Annotated in this window: 16 protein-coding genes and 1 pseudogene; 14 read left to right on the top strand and 3 right to left on the bottom strand. The window is 61.3% G+C overall.

All coding sequences use genetic code 11. The annotated features are described in order from the left end of the window. The first annotated feature begins 109 nt into the window (after positions 1 to 109). From MKZ91_RS12435 to gndA, 11 genes are all read left to right on the top strand, one after another. Complete coding sequence (locus tag MKZ91_RS12435) at positions 110 to 880, top strand: SDR family oxidoreductase (protein WP_336171177.1); 771 nt, start codon at positions 110 to 112, stop codon at positions 878 to 880. Next, the gene (locus MKZ91_RS12430; RefSeq protein WP_336171176.1) at positions 877 to 1,584 is read left to right on the top strand and encodes an amino acid ABC transporter permease; all 708 of its coding nucleotides are present in this window, start codon (positions 877 to 879) and stop codon (positions 1,582 to 1,584) included. Before MKZ91_RS12435 ends, MKZ91_RS12430 begins: the two co-directional genes overlap by 4 nt. Continuing rightward, a complete protein-coding gene (locus MKZ91_RS12425) occupies positions 1,581 to 2,345 on the top strand; it encodes an amino acid ABC transporter permease (RefSeq protein ID WP_060583873.1) in 765 nt (254 codons plus the stop codon). The genes MKZ91_RS12430 and MKZ91_RS12425 overlap by 4 nt, the downstream gene beginning before the upstream one ends. Next, complete coding sequence (locus MKZ91_RS12420; RefSeq protein ID WP_336171175.1) at positions 2,342 to 3,109, top strand: amino acid ABC transporter ATP-binding protein; 768 nt, start codon at positions 2,342 to 2,344, stop codon at positions 3,107 to 3,109. Before MKZ91_RS12425 ends, MKZ91_RS12420 begins: the two co-directional genes overlap by 4 nt. A gap of 133 nt (positions 3,110 to 3,242) precedes the next feature. Continuing rightward, a complete protein-coding gene (locus MKZ91_RS12415; protein ID WP_336171174.1) occupies positions 3,243 to 4,079 on the top strand; it encodes an ABC transporter substrate-binding protein in 837 nt (278 codons plus the stop codon). A gap of 100 nt (positions 4,080 to 4,179) precedes the next feature. After that, the gene (locus MKZ91_RS12410; RefSeq protein ID WP_336171173.1) at positions 4,180 to 4,854 is read left to right on the top strand and encodes a 4-carboxy-4-hydroxy-2-oxoadipate aldolase/oxaloacetate decarboxylase; all 675 of its coding nucleotides are present in this window, start codon (positions 4,180 to 4,182) and stop codon (positions 4,852 to 4,854) included. 53 nt (positions 4,855 to 4,907) lie between these two features. Next, positions 4,908 to 5,675 (top strand): SDR family oxidoreductase, encoded by a 768-nt coding sequence (locus MKZ91_RS12405; protein WP_336171172.1) that lies wholly within the window; start codon positions 4,908 to 4,910, stop codon positions 5,673 to 5,675. Next, entirely contained in the window at positions 5,644 to 6,219 is a 576-nt protein-coding gene (locus MKZ91_RS12400) for a gluconokinase (RefSeq protein ID WP_442892258.1), read from the top strand. The genes MKZ91_RS12405 and MKZ91_RS12400 overlap by 32 nt, the downstream gene beginning before the upstream one ends. Next, positions 6,219 to 7,166 carry a 2-hydroxyacid dehydrogenase gene (locus MKZ91_RS12395; protein WP_336171171.1) on the top strand — a complete coding sequence of 316 codons (948 nt, stop codon included), beginning with the start codon at positions 6,219 to 6,221 and terminating at the stop codon, positions 7,164 to 7,166. The genes MKZ91_RS12400 and MKZ91_RS12395 overlap by 1 nt, the downstream gene beginning before the upstream one ends. A gap of 9 nt (positions 7,167 to 7,175) precedes the next feature. After that, on the top strand, positions 7,176 to 8,207 hold the full coding sequence (locus MKZ91_RS12390; RefSeq protein WP_336171170.1) for an L-idonate 5-dehydrogenase: 1,032 nt from the start codon (positions 7,176 to 7,178) through the stop codon (positions 8,205 to 8,207). A 114-nt stretch (positions 8,208 to 8,321) separates the two neighbouring features. Then, the gene (gene gndA, locus MKZ91_RS12385; protein WP_336171169.1) at positions 8,322 to 9,746 is read left to right on the top strand and encodes an NADP-dependent phosphogluconate dehydrogenase; all 1,425 of its coding nucleotides are present in this window, start codon (positions 8,322 to 8,324) and stop codon (positions 9,744 to 9,746) included. 398 nt (positions 9,747 to 10,144) lie between these two features. On the opposite strand, the pseudogene MKZ91_RS12380 reads toward gndA, so the two are convergent. The 3 genes and pseudogenes from MKZ91_RS12380 to MKZ91_RS12370 form a co-directional block, all read right to left on the bottom strand. After that, a pseudogene (locus MKZ91_RS12380) lies at positions 10,145 to 10,527 on the bottom strand (IS110 family transposase); the annotation flags it as partial. A gap of 318 nt (positions 10,528 to 10,845) precedes the next feature. After that, positions 10,846 to 12,624 (bottom strand): SulP family inorganic anion transporter, encoded by a 1,779-nt coding sequence (locus MKZ91_RS12375; protein WP_336171168.1) that lies wholly within the window; start codon positions 12,622 to 12,624, stop codon positions 10,846 to 10,848. Positions 12,625 to 12,702: 78 nt separating this feature from the next. After that, entirely contained in the window at positions 12,703 to 12,975 is a 273-nt protein-coding gene (locus MKZ91_RS12370; RefSeq protein ID WP_336171167.1) for a helix-turn-helix domain-containing protein, read from the bottom strand. Between the two features lie 481 nt (positions 12,976 to 13,456). Here MKZ91_RS12370 and MKZ91_RS12365 point away from each other — a divergent pair, with 481 nt between their 5' ends. The 3 genes from MKZ91_RS12365 to dtd all read left to right on the top strand — a co-directional run bounded on the left by MKZ91_RS12365 (position 13,457) and on the right by dtd (position 15,305). Next, the gene (locus MKZ91_RS12365; protein WP_336171166.1) at positions 13,457 to 13,759 is read left to right on the top strand and encodes an alkylphosphonate utilization protein; all 303 of its coding nucleotides are present in this window, start codon (positions 13,457 to 13,459) and stop codon (positions 13,757 to 13,759) included. Between the two features lie 336 nt (positions 13,760 to 14,095). Continuing rightward, positions 14,096 to 14,698: an AbrB family transcriptional regulator gene (locus tag MKZ91_RS12360; protein ID WP_336171252.1), complete on the top strand. Its 603-nt coding sequence runs from the start codon at positions 14,096 to 14,098 to the stop codon at positions 14,696 to 14,698. A gap of 163 nt (positions 14,699 to 14,861) precedes the next feature. Then, positions 14,862 to 15,305, top strand: a complete 444-nt coding sequence (dtd, locus tag MKZ91_RS12355) for a D-aminoacyl-tRNA deacylase (RefSeq protein ID WP_336171165.1) — start codon at positions 14,862 to 14,864, stop codon at positions 15,303 to 15,305. Positions 15,306 to 15,407 lie beyond the last annotated feature (102 nt).

Raw genomic sequence — 15,407 nt, 5'->3', positions numbered from 1 at the left:
GGCGGGTTCGCCGCAAGTCATAAGCCTTCGTTATCCATCCAGATTCAAACGGTCTTATTCAGACCTGAAAAGCTTCGCTACTCTCTCTTTCAACAACAGGGGAACCAAAATGTCCTTTTCCGATTACAGAACCGCACTCGTGACCGGCGCTTCCTCCGGGATCGGTGCTGCGGTCGTCGAGCGGCTCCGCCGCGAGGGCCTCGAAGTGCACGCGGTTGCCCGTAGCGCCGATGCGCTGAAGGCACTTGCCGAGCGAACGGGCTGTATCTCCCATGCGATCGACGTAACGGACCGCGCCTCTCTGGCAAAGCTTGCCGGCGAAGTCGAATTCGACATTCTGGTGAACAATGCCGGCGTGGACCGCCCCAAGAAGTTTCTAGAAGCCGAGGATGGCGACATCGACCTCCTTGTCGATGTCAACCTGCGCGCGGTTCTTCATCTCTGCCGGCTGATCGTGCCGGGCATGGCTGAGCGTGACCGCGGCCATGTCATCAACATCTCCTCGATTGCCGGCAACTACAACTTCAATGGCAATTCCACCTACCACGCGACCAAGGCCGGCGTCAGCATGCTCTCCAACCAGCTGCGCATCGATACCTTCGGCAAGCGCGTGCGCGTAACCGAGATTTGCCCGGGCCGGGTCGCGACCGACATCTTCAACCATGTGCACGGCAACGATCCCTCTATCCGCGAGCGCTTCATCGACGGCTTTGAACTGCCGCAGGCGAGCGACATCGCCGATGCAATCGCTTTTGCGATCGCCGCACCCGTCGCCGTCAATATCGGGCACATGGAAATCACCCCGACGCTTCAGGTCATGGGTGGCCTGCAGACCGCCAAGCCTGAGACGGCAGGCGAACCGAAGGAACCACGGTCGTGAAGGGCTTCGAACTCGCCGCGATCCTCGGGAACCCGGAATACGTGGCCATGCTGGTGCATGGCATCGAGATGACCTTCATCATCGCCGTGTGCTCGTGGACCCTGGCGATGGCGCTCGCAGTCATCCTGCTCGCAATCCGGTTTTCTCCCGGTCGCATCGGCAACGCGGTGGTGGCGGCTTACGTCTCCTACCACCGAAATGTGCCGACGCTCGTGCAGCTCATGCTCTGGTATTTCGGTATCTACGCCATCCTGCCCTCAGGCCTGTCCGACTGGCTTTCTGCGCATTCGGCGGAAATGATCTTTGCCATCGTCGGGCTCGGCCTCTGCCAGGCGGCCTATTTCAGCGAGGATCTGCGCTCCGGCCTGCGCTCGGTCAATCCCGGCCAGATGGAGGCGGCGCGTGCCCTTGGGCACGGATATCTCTCGGCGATGCGCTTCGTGCTGATCCCGCAGGGCGTTCGCAATGCCTTGCCGGCGCTCGTCAACCATAGCGTCTCGCTCTTCAAGAACAGCAGCCTAGCCATCGTGATCGGCGCCCCGGAGCTCACCCATGCGGTCAAGGAGATCGAGAACCTCTCCTTCCGAACCTTCGAAATCTACCTGATCGGTACGGTCCTCTATCTCTTCTTCACCCTGATAATCATGGCTGCCGGTGCCTACCTCACTTGGCGTGCTGATCCGGCGAATGGAGCGAGACGATGATCCATGACCTGATCGCCATCGTCGACCAATACTGGTTGCTGCTCCTGATCGGACAGTACCCGAACGGTCCGCTCGGCGGCCTTGCCAACACGCTGATCCTTTCGGCGCTCAGCATCGCGATTGCTTTCCCGTTTGCGATCCTTCTCGCTTTCGCAAGGCTCTCCAAGTATCGGATCCTGCGCTGGCCTGTGACCGTGCTCGTTTATGTCACTCGTGGAGTGCCGCTCCTGATGCTGGTGCTGTGGAGCTACTTCCTCGTGCCGCTTTTGACCGGCGCCGATGTGCCGAGCTTCCTCACCATGCTGACGACCCTGGTCGTCTACCAGGGGGCGTTCTTAAGTGAGATCATCCGCGCGGGCATCGTCGCCTTGGGCCAGGGGCAAATGGATGCGGCTCGTGCGCTCGGTCACAGCTACTTCAGCGCGATGCGTTACGTGATCCTGCCGCAGGCGCTCTACAACATGATCCCGAGCATGCTGTCGACCTTCGTGGCCACCATCAAGGACACGACGCTCGGCTATGTCATCAACGTGCCGGACCTGACCTTCGCTGCCAGCCAGGTCAACAACCAGCTCCTCACGCAGCCCTTCCAGGTCTTCCTCATCCTGGCGCTGACCTACTACGTGATCTGCTGGTCGCTCACCTGGCTTACCAACGTTGTCGAGCGGCGCATTACGCGCCGGCGCGCTGGCCTTGTTGCCCCGAAGCGCCGTGGGCAGTTGCCGATTTCCCTGACACCGAACGCCACGGAGCAGCCATGACCGCGTCAACCTCCACCTCTGCAAAGGATCAGGCGATCCGGCTTGCCGATGTCCGCAAGAGCTATGGCGACTATGACGTCCTGAAAGGGATCGACGCGACAGTGGCGCGCGGGGAAGTGGTCGTCATCTGCGGCCCTTCGGGCTCGGGCAAGTCTACCTTGATCCGCACCGTAAACCGGCTCGAGGAGATCAACAGCGGTTCGATCTTCTTTGAAGGGCAGGACGTGCACGCACAGATGAGCGGGCGGGACCTCAACCGGCTGCGCAGCCGCATCGGCTTCGTCTTCCAGAGCTTCAATCTCTTCCCGCACCTCTCCGCGGTCGACAATGTCGCGATGTCCCCGATCCGGGTGAAGGGGGTGGCTCCGGCGGAGGCACACGAGAAGGCGCTGAAGCTGCTCGATCGCGTCGGCCTTCGTGAAAAGGCAAACTCCTATCCGGGCCAGCTTTCCGGTGGGCAGCAGCAGCGCGTGGCGATCGCACGTGCGCTCGCCATGGAGCCGCCTGTCATGCTGTTCGATGAACCGACCAGCGCGCTTGACCCTGAAATGGTCGGCGAAGTGCTGAACGTCATGAAGTCGCTCGCCGCCGAAGGCATGACCATGATGTGCGTCACCCACGAAATGGGTTTTGCCCGCGATGTCGCTGACCGCATCTGGTTCATCGACGCAGGCCAGATCATCGAGACCGCGACGCCTGAGGAGTTCTTCAAGAACCCCAGGCATCCGCGCGCGCAACGGTTCCTTGCCGACCTGCGCCACTAGAGCATCCTGCCCCCAAGTGAACCACTTGGGGGCAGGATGCTCTGAAATCAAAGTGCTAGAGCGTCCTTTGCGCGTTCATATGAACGCACGGCGCTCTAGACCACGCAATAACCAACAACGAAGGAGAACAGCAATGAAGTGCAGGCATCTTATCCTCGGAATGACGGTTGCGGCAGCGGCGCTCGCAGGTCCCGCCAAGGCCGATCAGCTAGAAGAGATCATCGCGAACAAGACACTGCGTTGCGCGACCTTCGCAGACGTGCCCCCGTTTGCCGCCCCAGACTCAAACACACGCGAAATGGTCGGCTTCGACGTCGATCTTTGCGGCGCGATCGCCCGTGAACTTGGCGTGAAGGCAGAGATCAAGCCTGTTTCGGTCGAAGCCCGCGTGCCGGAGGTCAAGCTCGGTCGGGTCGATATCACCGTCGCCAACCTTGCCTATACCCAGAGCCGTGCCGAACAGATCCAGTTCAGCGATCCCTATTATCTGGCCAAGGAAATGCTGATCGTGCCGGCGGACGATGCCGGTAAGGCAAAGACCGACTATGTCGGCCAGCGCCTGGCCTCCACCAAGGGCTCGACTTCGGAGATGTCGATCAAGCTCAACAAGTCTGACCCGCTTACCTTCCAGGACACGGCATCGGCTTACCTCGCCGTGCAGCAGGGCAAGGCGCGCGGTATGGTCGCCAACACCATGACCACCACCAAGCTGGTCAACGAATCGAAGACCCGTGGCAAGCAAATGCGCATGATCCCCGAGCCGATGCTGTTCCAGCCGATCGGCATTGGCATGGCAAAGGATCAGCCGGCACTGACGTCCAAGATCAACGAAGTGCTGCGCAAGCTCGACGACAGCGGCGAGATCAACAAGATCTGGGACAAATGGCTCGGCCCGAACACCGAATACAAGATGGCTCGTACCGACAAGGTTGCACCGCTCTCCGAACTGAAGTTCGACCCGATCCCCTGATGGGGCCGGGCCTCGCGTAAGCGACCCCCGTTTTTCCGAATCTCTTGAACAACGCAAACGGCGGGCGTTGCGCCCGCCGCGACCACCCGTGGGAAAAATCATGACGCATATCAAGAAAATGCCCGTTCGCCCGAGTGCCGCCGAAGTGGAAGCGGTCGCCAAGTTCTCGCCGGCGACGATCCATGAGGCACAGGGACGCCGGGGGGCACTGTCTTCCCGCATCAAGCCTGTCGACTACCGCATGAGGCTTTGCGGTCCGGCCTTCACGGTCCGTTGCGCACCTCGCGACAACATCATGCTGCAGCTTGCAATCAACTACGCTCAGCCGGGCGACATCATCGTCGTTTCGGCGGGCGAATACGAAGAGGCGGGATCGTTCGGCGACGTGCTGGCCAACGCGTGCCTCGCCAAGGGCATTGGCGGCCTTGTGACCGACAGCGGCGTACGTGACACAATGCAATTGCGCGAACTTGGCTTCCCGGTGTTTTCGCTCAGCGTCTGCATCAAGGGCACGGTCAAGGAAACGCTGACCTCCACCAACGATCCGATCATCATCGGTGGAGAGGTTGTCCATCCCGGCGACATCATCGTCGGCGACGCTGACGGCCTGGTCGTGGTGCGGCGTGAAGAAGCATTCGAGGTCGCCAAGCTGTCGCAATCGCGAGAAGATGCCGAAGCCGAGTACATCGCCGCATACAAGGCGGGAAAGTCGGTCATCGAAGTCAGCAATCTCGAGCCGGTGCTGAAGGCAAAAGGGCTCGTGGTCGAAGGCTGAGCCATGAGCCGGGGCGTCTCGTGCGAGGCGCCCGGCGGTGAAGGAGAACAGGTTTGTCATTCCCATTGTTTGACCTCAAAGGCCGTCGCGCCCTGGTGACGGGCTCGTCGCAGGGCATCGGGCTTGCGCTGGCGCGCGGTCTCGCCGAACACGGTGCTTCCCTTGTGCTTAATGGTCGCGACCGTTTGAAGCTGGAGGCGGCCGCCGCCACACTGAAGGATGCTGGCCACCTGGTCGATGTCGCCGATTTCGACGTCACGGATGCGGAAGCTGTGAAGAGCGGTGTCGATCAGATCGAACAGGATATCGGCGCCATCGATATCCTCGTCAACAACGCCGGCATGCAGTTCCGCACGCCGCTTGAGGATTTCCCGGTCGATCGCTGGGAACAACTGCTGAAGACCAATGTCTCCAGCGTCTTTTATGTCGGCCAGGCGGTCGCCCGGCACATGATCGGCCGCGGCTCTGGCAAGATCATCAACATCGCCTCGGTGCAAAGCGAGCTCGCGCGTCCGTCGATCGCCCCCTACACGGCGACCAAGGGTGCGGTGAAGAACCTGACGCGCGGCATGTGCACCGACTGGGCCAAGTATGGATTGCAGGTGAATGCGATCGCGCCCGGCTACTTCAAGACGCCGTTGAACCAGGCGCTGGTCGACAGCGCCGAGTTCTCCTCCTGGCTGGAAAAGCGCACGCCGGCCGCTCGCTGGGGCAACGTCGAAGAACTGGTGGGGGCCGCGGTCTTCCTGGCGAGCAACGCCTCCTCCTTTGTCAACGGACACACGCTCTATGTCGATGGCGGCATCACGACCAGCCTCTGAACTCTGCCACGGCTTCGGCCCGGTCGTCGTCATGGGCGTATCCGGTTGCGGCAAGTCGGCGGTCGGCGAACGGCTTGCCAGCTACCTCGGCGCGCGCTTCATCGAGGGCGACAGCCTGCACTCGGCGGCCAATGTCGAAAAGATGCGCAGCGGCATCCCGCTGACCGATGCTGACCGCTGGCCCTGGCTCGACGAGATCGGCGGCCGGCTGGCGAGTTCTGCCGCGACCGTCGTGTCGTGCTCGGCGTTGAAGCGCGCCTATCGCGAACGCCTGAGGGAAGTCGCCTGGCAGCCGATCACCTTCGTCTTCCTGCAGGGGACCCGGGCGCTACTCGCGGCGCGGCTGGGAGAGCGAAAGGGCCACTACATGCCGCTGTCGCTGCTCGACAGTCAGCTTGCCACCCTCGAACTGCCATCGGGGGAGGCGGACGTCGTTACCATCGAAATCGATCAGTCGCTGGAGCGCATCGTTGCGCTGGCGATGAACACGCTGGCAATCCGCGCGGGTCGCGCCGCCGGTGAACAAACCACGGGAGGAAACTGATGACGAAACCGGACATCCTGCTGATGGGTCCCTATCCGGACTGGGATCTGGTCGAACTTGAAGCGCGCTATGCGGTCCACAAGATCTACGAGGCCGAGGATCGGGATACCTTCCTGAGAGCACATGGGCACAAGATCCAGGCGATCGCCACTCGAGGCGAGATTGGTGCGTCGGCGGACCTGATCGGCCGGCTGCCGCAAGTCAAGATCGTCTCCGTCTACGGTGTCGGCTATGACGCCGTTGATCTCGTCGCTTGCCGCGAGCGCGGCATTCGCGTTACCAACACCCCTGATGTGTTGACCAACGACGTTGCTGATCTCGGCGTCGCGATGATGCTGTGCCAGTCGCGCGGCATGATCGGTGCCGAAAGCTGGGTCAAGAACGGAAGCTGGGCAGCCAAGGGCCTCTATCCGCTGAAGCGGCGGGTCTGGGGGCAGAAGGCAGGCGTGCTCGGCCTCGGTCGCATCGGCTTTGAGGTCGCCAAGCGCCTCAAGGGCTTCGACATGGACATCGCCTATAGCGACGTCTCCGAGAAGCCCTATGCGGACGGCATGACCTTCGTCGCCGATCCTGTCGCGCTGGCGGAGCGCTCCGACGTGTTGTTCGTCACGCTCGCAGCCTCTGCCGCGACGCGCCACATCGTCTCGAAGCAAGTGATCGAGGCGCTCGGACCGGAAGGTATGCTGATCAACATCTCGCGGGCCTCCAACATCGACGAGGATGCGCTGCTCGATGCGCTCGAAAGCGGTGCACTGGGTTCGGCGGCGCTCGATGTCTTTGAAGGTGAGCCGAAGCTCAATCCCCGTTTCCTGAAGCTCGACAACGTCCTGCTGCAGCCGCACCACGCCTCCGGCACGATCGAAACCCGCAAGGCGATGGGCAAGCTCGTGCGCGACAATCTCGCTGCGCATTTTGCCGGCGAAGCCCTGCCCACCCCCGTCGTCTGAGGCCATAAGATGAAAGCCGTTGTCATTCATGCCGCCAAGGATTTGCGGATCGAGGATCGTGAGCTCGAAGCCTTGGGATCGGGCCAGGTCGAGGTCCAGATCGAGGCCGGCGGCATCTGCGGATCGGATCTCCACTACTATAACCACGGCGGCTTCGGCACGGTGCGGCTGCGCGAGCCGATGATCCTCGGCCACGAGGTTGCCGGCACGGTAAAGGCGCTCGGCGCCGGCGTCTCAACGCTTGCAGTCGGCGACCGGGTGGCGGTATCTCCGAGCCGCCCTTGCGGGGCTTGCGACTATTGCCAGCGCGGGCAGCAGAACCATTGCCTGAACATGCGCTTCTACGGCAGCGCCATGCCGATGCCGCATATCCAGGGGGCGTTCCGGCAGCGACTCGTCGCCGAGGCGTGGCAGTGCCACAAGATCGCTGATGGTGTCTCGAGCAACGAAGCGGCGATGGCCGAACCCTTTGCGGTGACGCTTCACGCCGTTTCGCGTGCCGGCTCTCTGCTTGGCAAGCGGGTCCTGGTCACCGGCTGCGGGCCGATCGGCGCGCTGGCGATCATCGCCGCGCGTGCCCATGGCGCCCGCGAGATCGTCGCAACGGACGTCATGGATGGCGTGCTTGAGAAGGCGCTATCGATTGGCGCGGACCGGGTGATCAACGTTGCCAACGATCCCGATCAGCTCGCAGGCTATGCGGCCAACAAGGGCAGTTTCGACGTGCAGTTCGAGGCCTCCGGCAATGCGCAAGCGGTACGCTCCGGTCTCGACGTTCTAAAGCCGAGATCGGTGCTCGTCCAGCTCGGGCTTGGGGGTGACGTTGCCATCCCGCAGAACCTGGTGGTGGCGAAAGAGATCGAGATGCGCGGCACCTTCCGGTTCCATGAGGAGTTTGGCCTTGCCGTCGATCTCATCAATGCCGGCCGGGTGGACCTGACGCCGCTGTTGACCGGGATCTTCCCCTTGGAGGACGCTGTAGCCGCCTTCGAGACCGCCGGCGACCGCAGTCGCTCGATGAAGGTGCAACTTGCCTTCTAGCCTTCATCGCTCGGTTTGGGGCTCCATCGGCCGGTTCCCCCCGATCGATGGAGCCGCAATCACCCGCGCTGAAAAACATTAAGCTCGCGTCCATCTCCTCAAGGAGTCAATCACGTGTCACAGGCGGAAATCGGCCTAATCGGTCTCGGCGTCATGGGCTCGAACCTGGCGCTCAACATCGCTGAGAAGGGCAACAAGATCGCGGTGTTCAACCGTACCGTCGAAGCGACGCACAAGTTCTACGCGGAAGCGGGCGAGCTCAAGGGCCAGATCGTGCCCTGCGACACGATCGAGGAATTTGTCGCCGCCATCCGCCCGCCGCGCCCGATCATCATCATGATCAAGGCCGGTGAACCGGTCGACCAGCAGATGGAAATCCTCAAGCCGTATTTGGCCAAGGGCGACATCATGATCGATGCCGGCAATGCCAACTTCCGCGACACGATGCGCCGCTTCGAGGCGCTGAAGGACAGTGGCCTCACCTTCATCGGCATGGGCGTTTCCGGCGGTGAGGAGGGCGCGCGTCACGGCCCGTCGATCATGGTCGGCGGCAAGGAAGAATCCTGGAAGCGCGTCGAGACCGTTTTGACCTCGATCGCTGCCAAATACGACAACGACCCATGCGTTGCCTGGCTTGGTGAAAACGGCGCCGGCCACTTCGTCAAGACGATCCACAACGGCATCGAATATGCCGACATGCAGATGATCGCCGAAATCTACGGCATCCTGCGCGACGGCCTGAAGATGTCGGCGAGCGAGATCGGCGAAGTCTTCGGCGCCTGGAACAAGGGCCGCCTCAACTCCTACCTGATCGAGATCACCGAGAAGGTGCTGAAGGCTGCCGATCCGCTGACCGGCAAGCCGATCGTCGACCTGATCCTCGACAAGGCCGGCCAGAAGGGCACCGGCAAGTGGTCGGTGATCGAGGCGCAGAACATGGGCGTGCCGGCAACCGGCATCGAGGCGGCGGTTGCAGCCCGCAGCATCTCCTCGATGAAGGACGAGCGCGAGGCGGCCGAAAAGATCCTCGGGCTGCCAGCCGTTGGTGAGTTCAAGGTCGCCGACAAGGCTGCCTTCATCAAGGATCTCGAAAGCGCGCTGCTGGCCTCAAAGATCGGTGCCTATGCGCAGGGGTTCGCCGTGATGTCGGCGGCATCGAAGGAGTTCCACTGGAGCCTGCCGATGCCGACGATTGCCAAGATCTGGCGCGCCGGCTGCATCATCCGTTCGCAGTTCCTGGACGAGATCACCACCGCCTTTACCAAGGCGCCGGACGCCGCCAACCTGATCGTCACGCCGGCCTTTGCCGCCATGGTCAAGGAAACCGACGGAGCGCTTCGCCGCGTCGTCTCGGCAGCCGTGCTCGGCGGCCTGCCGGTTCCGGCCCTTGCCTCGGCGCTCGGCTATTTCGACAGCTACCGCCGCGGCCGCGGCACGGCCAATGTCATCCAGGCCCAGCGCGACTTCTTCGGCGCCCATGGCTTCGACCGTATCGATGGCGCTGACAGCCATCATGGCCCGTGGGGCAGCGGCTTTTAGCCGGCATCCACTGTTGCGGTTCGAATCCCTCACATCAGGATTCTTGTCAATGGTTCATTCAGATGCCATCGAGTTCTCCTTCGCATCCGGATCCACGGTCTGAGCCCATAGCGATTACCGGCCCGTTCGCGGGCCTATACAACCTCACATCCGGTCGCCGCTTTCAACGGCTGCACCATTATCCCGCTTTCGACGGGCACGGCTCAGGAGATCGGGGCCAAACTCAAGATCGGCGGTTAAGGCCAAAAGGATTCCCGGTCCGTTCACCTGGATCCGTCAGGACTGATCGGGTCCTGAGGATGAGTATTCTGCGTTCGATGGCTGTTTTTGTGATTCAGGCGGTTTTCATGCTCGCGAGCTATCAACGCATCCCGTTCTGCTTCCACAGCCTTGATCTATGTCAGCAGCAATCCGAGGCGATCGAGTTCTCGGCAGATCTCGGCTCTCAGGTGCTTCGCTAGCATCCGGCCATCTCCGGTTCGAAGCTCATCCAGGCGCTGACGGCGATCACGACGCAAGGGCTCGTACTCTCGTATTCCTTGCGTAAAGAGCAGCCCTTTATGCGATTGACGTGGAAAACACGTTCCGCAATCAGGGTTTTTCGCTCCCGTCCAAGCCTGCGGATGTCTTCCGCATCCGGCGTAAGCAACTTGACCATTGAGCAAGCACGCGGCTCGTCGCGTCTTCAGGCCATCAAGGCGCGTATCAATGTTTCGCCATCGATGCGGTCCGTCTTTGCGCGGCGATGACGGCGAGGCATGGCAATGGACGCGGCTTCCACCTTGGCCTTGGTATCGGCTTTGCGCCGGATCTGATGGCGGCTATCTATGATTGCTGACTGGTGGCCGTCGGAACGCCTCAGTACTTCGCCCGACACCCGGTACCCGAGACGCTGCAGGGACTGGTCGGGCCCAATTGCATCAACCATCGTCAGGCGGGTCCATCGGCCTGTACGCTTGGGAGTTTGCCAAGGACGACCGAGACTCGGATTCGTGTCTCTATGCCATGGACGATGCTGCCGTGGCTGTTGCGGCATCGCCTATGTGCCGGAGGACCTCGTTACAGCAGAGGTACGCTCGGGCAGCTTGGTCTAGGGAAGTCATAGAGTATGCCATTTGTGCGATACTCCAACAGACCCATCCTCTTGCTCGATCTGCCTCAGTGCCCCTTCGATCGTGGATTTGTATCGCACGCGCGGCGGCCGCACATTATGTGCAAACAACATGCGGCGAGCCTGCGCAGAGGCCCCCGTGATGAAGAAGCGCACTTTGGCACGCCCAGCTTTGTGCGCAGTGCCTTCAATAACGCTCGCAGCAGTAGAATCGAGAAATGGGACAGCCGAGCAGTCGAGAATGAAGTTTCGCCGTTGGTCAGCAATGCGATCGAGGATCGCGCCGACCGTCGAGGCGGCGGCGAAGAAGAAGGCGCCGGAAATGCGGTAGACGACCGTGTCCGGATCACTGGCAACTTCCGCATGATAAGGCTGGCGCCCACCATTTGCTTCATCGGCGATGTCGTCGACCGGTGAAGGGGTATGAGCTTCGACCGCGATCGTCTTCGACATCCTGTCGATGAAGAGCACTGCGCCAAGCGCGAAACCGACGACGATGCCTTCCGTTAGATCGCGGAAAACAACAAGCAGGAAAGTGACGATCAGTACCAGCGCGTCACCCCGCGAGGAGCGCAGCAGGGCGGCCACCGACTGCGTCTCGATCATGTTCCAAGCAACGACCGTGAGCAGGCCGGCGAGCGCAGAGAGCGGAATGTAGCTCGCGAGCGGCGCGGCTAGCAGCATAAATCCGAGGAGGAACAAGGCATGCAGCATCCCGGACACCGGGCCGTAGGCGCCGGCTCGAACATTTGTCGCCGTGCGTGCGATCGTGCCTGTCGCACAGATTCCGCCAAACAGTGCCGATGCGATATTGGCCACCCCCTGTGCAACAAGCTCGCAATTGGAACGGTGGCGCCGTCCTGTCATGCCATCGGCAACGACCGCTGAAAGGAGCGACTCGATCGAGCCCAGCAGGGCGAAGGCGATAGCATCCGGCAAAACGGCAAGCAAAAGATCGCTTCTAATCGCAGGCATTGTCGGCAGTGGTAGACTGCGAGGAATGCCGCCGAAGCGAGTCCCGATGGTATCCACAGGTAAGGCGAAGACTGCTGTAACGAGCGATGCAGCGGCGATGGCGAGCAGCATGCCTGGCCAGCCCGGCCGCAAACGTTTCAGGGTAAGGATTGTGCCGATTGTCAGTATTGCCACGCCAAGTGCTGGAAGACTAAGCGTGGGCGCTGCTGCAGTCAGTGCGGTCAGCTTCGCCAAAAGCTCGCCTGGTTCCTCGCCCGACAATCTCAGGCCGAACAGTTCTCTGAGTTGGCTGGCGAAAATGATGACCGCGATTCCGGCCGTAAAACCGATGGTCACGGGATAGGGAATGAACTTGACATATGTGCCGAGCCGCATGTAGCCAGCGGTCAACATGAATACGCCCGACATCATTGTCGCCAGAAGCAGGCCTTCGAGTCCGTGACGATGCGCTGTCGCCGCTACGAGCACGATGAAAGCGCCTGCTGGTCCACCGATCTGGAAACGGCTGCCGCCAAGGGCCGAAATCAGGAAGCCGCCGACTATCGCGGTGAAGAGGCCGCGTTCGGGAGAGACGCCCGAAGCAATGGCAATCGCCATGGACAACGGCAGGGCCACGATCGCGACGGTCAGCCCGGCGACGGTGTCGCTGCGCAATTGTGACCAGCCGTATCCCTCGCGAAGCACAGTGAAGAGTTTGGGTGTGTACAATTCCCCGAACGTTGGAGTGGAAAATTGAGTCGTCGTCGGACCGCTGGCCGTGAGTGCAGTCTTCGCTTGCCGTGATGTCCCCATTTGTCCTCCCCACCCTTCGTTAATGGCGACGGGGCGTCGATGTCCGGCGACTGCCGCCGTTGATGAGCACTCTGCGTTTCACCGCTTCGCATCGCCGGAGGATCCTGGCTGGACCAGGCGGACGCCGCGCCCGCCGCGCTCGCTCGCCTGGTTGTCGCTAATCAACTCTACGCCGCAAGCATTGAGCGCTTCGATTACACGCGTTAACGTTTCGACCACGCCACGTACAATGCCTTCGCTGGCCTCCATGCGCTGGATTGTCGGCACGGACACGCCCGCCAGCTTTGCGAGCGTCTTTTGATCGATGCCGGCAAGAGCTCGGGCGGCTCGCATCTGTGCAGCAGTGATCATGCCGATATGTCCCATAGCCGTTAATCTAAATTAGTGGCGCATTGAAGTTCATGTTTCAACCGTAATTCCCGTGGTGCCAGACGACACGGCAGAAATGGTTGCCAACTGATCGCTCCTGCCTGGCAGCGGTCGGCTAAGTGGGGATACGTGCATCGCACGAGTTGCAGGACGAGGGAGGCGGCGCGCGGCAGTCGGGCCTGTCTGCCTGCTGGGCGAGTTCCGGTCAGCCAGCCGAACGACAGCGACCCCTTGAACCAAACGATGCTGGTGACGACTCGCGTAAGCCCGATGGTTGGAGAAACCGATCTGCTCGATCGTTAAACTGGTAGGTGGGCTAGAAGGGCTCGACTTTCCATCGGCACTAAACTGCGATTTGATTTCGCGCGGCAACGGGGATAGAGGCACATATGGGTTTGGCAGTCGCTGCCGAGAGCATTTCGACAATCAGACTAGACAAATTGGGTACTACAGCGGAGTGAACATGAGTGACCAGAGCGATGACTACGTTTACGATGAGGCGACCGGCGAATGGCGGCCGGCCTCGGAAATCGCCGCGGAAGCCGCAAAGGCCTCGGAGGTTCGGGATGCCTCCGGTAACCTTCTTGCCGACGGAGACTCCGTGGTACTGATCAAAGACCTAAAGGTGAAGGGTGCCGGCCAAACCCTAAAGCAGGGTACAGTTATTAGGTCGATTCGGCTCACCGAAAACCCGGAAGAGATCGACTGCCGCCACGAAGCGATCAAGGGACTGGTCCTGCGCACCGAGTTCGTTCGCAGACGGTAACCAACAACATCGGGCGCCGCATTCTCAGTCAGTTCGCCGTGTCACCTCAACCTGCGGTGTCTGTGGGCAGTAGGACACTCCGTATGAGCTAGGCGAGCACTCTGGTGTCGCTTGGCAGATAAATGTGAGAACGCGCCTGCTTCGGCTTGGTTTGGCAGCTAATTTGAGAAGCGAGGTGTCGGGATTCTCAAGATGATCAACGCTATCACCATGTATTCAATGAGCTTTTTGTCGGCTCTCATAGATTCTGGGCGGTTGCGCTCCTAGCTCAGTTTCTCGAATAAAGGTGATCCGGGGTACGCGCGACGACTACCTCTGGGAGATCGGTAGACCGCGATCGTTGGGGCGATGCTCGGAACGTCCTTCTCGCCGGCGAACTTCGAGCATGCCGGTTTGTGGCTGTTTTCGCTTGGTGGCCTTGCGGTCTTCATCGCGGTCGCGGGCGCATCGGTCTGTGCCTCTTTTCGCCTCGTCGCTGGCTTCGACCATCCGACGGCGTTCTTCTCCGCAATGCCCGGCGGGCTCGTCGAAATGGTGACGCTCGGCGCCATCATGCATCTTGCGGGGTTGACCGAGCTCGTGCTGCCGAGCGTGGCTCTCGGCCTGGCGCAGGTGGTGATCGGAGCCACGATCGGCTGCCGCTTCGCCATGGCTTCGCCGAGGCTGATCGTGAGGGTCGTGGCCCTCTCGATCGGCTCCACCGCCCTTTTAATGTGCGTGTCGCTCGCATTCGCCGCTGGTCTTGCCTGCCTGACTGGCGACCGGTTCATTGCGCTCGTGCTCGCCTACTCGCCGGGCGGCGTCGCGGAGATGAGCCTCATCGCCTTGTCTCTCGGCATAGACGTGCCCTTCGTCGTCCTTCACCACATCGTCCGCGTCTTCCTTGTGGTCGCGGGATCGGCGGCAGTGTTTCGCGCCATGGGGCGCAAACAACAATGAATGAGCTGCTCCAAAGTGGCAGCTCGATACGTCCCGAACGAACCGACGCCTGAAGCTGCGGGGCGTTCGGGTGTGTCCTGCTTTGGCGCAGGGTTATGGACAAAGCTTGCTTGTGCCGCTTCGGAGCCGATAAGAGCGGGAAGCCAAAGGGAGAATCGGCGCCATGAGAGCACTTATCCAGCGCGTTTCATCTGCGCGCGTGAGCGTCGACGATGCGGTTACCGGCGAGATCGGCAATGGTTTGTTGGTCTTCGTCTGTGCGATGAAGGGCGACACAGAAAAGGAAAGCGAATGGCTGGCGCGCAAGATCGTCAACCTGCGCATCTTCAGGGACGATGCAGATCGCATGAACCGTTCGCTGGTCGATATCGGCGGCTCGGCGCTCATCGTCAGCCAGTTCACATTGGCCGCCGAGACGAAAGGAAACCGACCGGGCTTTTCGACGGCTGCGCCGCCGGAGGAGGGCAAACGACTGTATGAGAATTTCTCCGCCAACGTCTCGGCCCTTGGCATTGCCGTTGCGAACGGCGTCTTCGGCGCCGACATGCGTGTGCAGTTGGTAAACGACGGTCCTGTAACGATCTGGCTCGACACGACGTCCGGCTAGCCTGCCCCCGGACCAACCGGCTCCACGAAGACACTCAGCCACTATCAGTCCTTTGCGAACACCCCCGCAAAGACCACCGCGTTTTTCATCCCAAGGTCTCGC

This window comes from Ensifer sp. MJa1, assembly GCF_037026475.1.
In the GTDB taxonomy this organism is placed as follows: domain Bacteria; phylum Pseudomonadota; class Alphaproteobacteria; order Rhizobiales; family Rhizobiaceae; genus Ensifer.
Note: the sequence above shows the minus strand (reverse complement) of the source record. Positions and strands in the feature narration are given on the sequence as shown.

Excerpts from the sequence above, each read along its gene's own strand:
- MKZ91_RS12420 (WP_336171175.1), top strand. The coding sequence starts at position 2,342 with ATGACCGCGTCAACCTCCACCTCTGCAAAGGATCAGGCGATCCGGCTT.
- MKZ91_RS12400 (WP_442892258.1), top strand. The coding sequence starts at position 5,644 with ATGTCGATGGCGGCATCACGACCAGCCTCTGAACTCTGCCACGGCTTC.
- MKZ91_RS12390 (WP_336171170.1), top strand. The coding sequence starts at position 7,176 with ATGAAAGCCGTTGTCATTCATGCCGCCAAGGATTTGCGGATCGAGGAT.
- MKZ91_RS12435 (WP_336171177.1), top strand. The coding sequence starts at position 110 with ATGTCCTTTTCCGATTACAGAACCGCACTCGTGACCGGCGCTTCCTCC.
- MKZ91_RS12395 (WP_336171171.1), top strand. The coding sequence starts at position 6,219 with ATGACGAAACCGGACATCCTGCTGATGGGTCCCTATCCGGACTGGGAT.
- dtd (WP_336171165.1), top strand. The coding sequence starts at position 14,862 with ATGAGAGCACTTATCCAGCGCGTTTCATCTGCGCGCGTGAGCGTCGAC.
- MKZ91_RS12375 (WP_336171168.1), bottom strand. The coding sequence starts at position 12,624 with ATGGGGACATCACGGCAAGCGAAGACTGCACTCACGGCCAGCGGTCCG.
- MKZ91_RS12370 (WP_336171167.1), bottom strand. The coding sequence starts at position 12,975 with ATGATCACTGCTGCACAGATGCGAGCCGCCCGAGCTCTTGCCGGCATC.
- MKZ91_RS12415 (WP_336171174.1), top strand. The coding sequence starts at position 3,243 with ATGAAGTGCAGGCATCTTATCCTCGGAATGACGGTTGCGGCAGCGGCG.
- MKZ91_RS12365 (WP_336171166.1), top strand. The coding sequence starts at position 13,457 with ATGAGTGACCAGAGCGATGACTACGTTTACGATGAGGCGACCGGCGAA.
- MKZ91_RS12425 (WP_060583873.1), top strand. The coding sequence starts at position 1,581 with ATGATCCATGACCTGATCGCCATCGTCGACCAATACTGGTTGCTGCTC.
- MKZ91_RS12410 (WP_336171173.1), top strand. The coding sequence starts at position 4,180 with ATGACGCATATCAAGAAAATGCCCGTTCGCCCGAGTGCCGCCGAAGTG.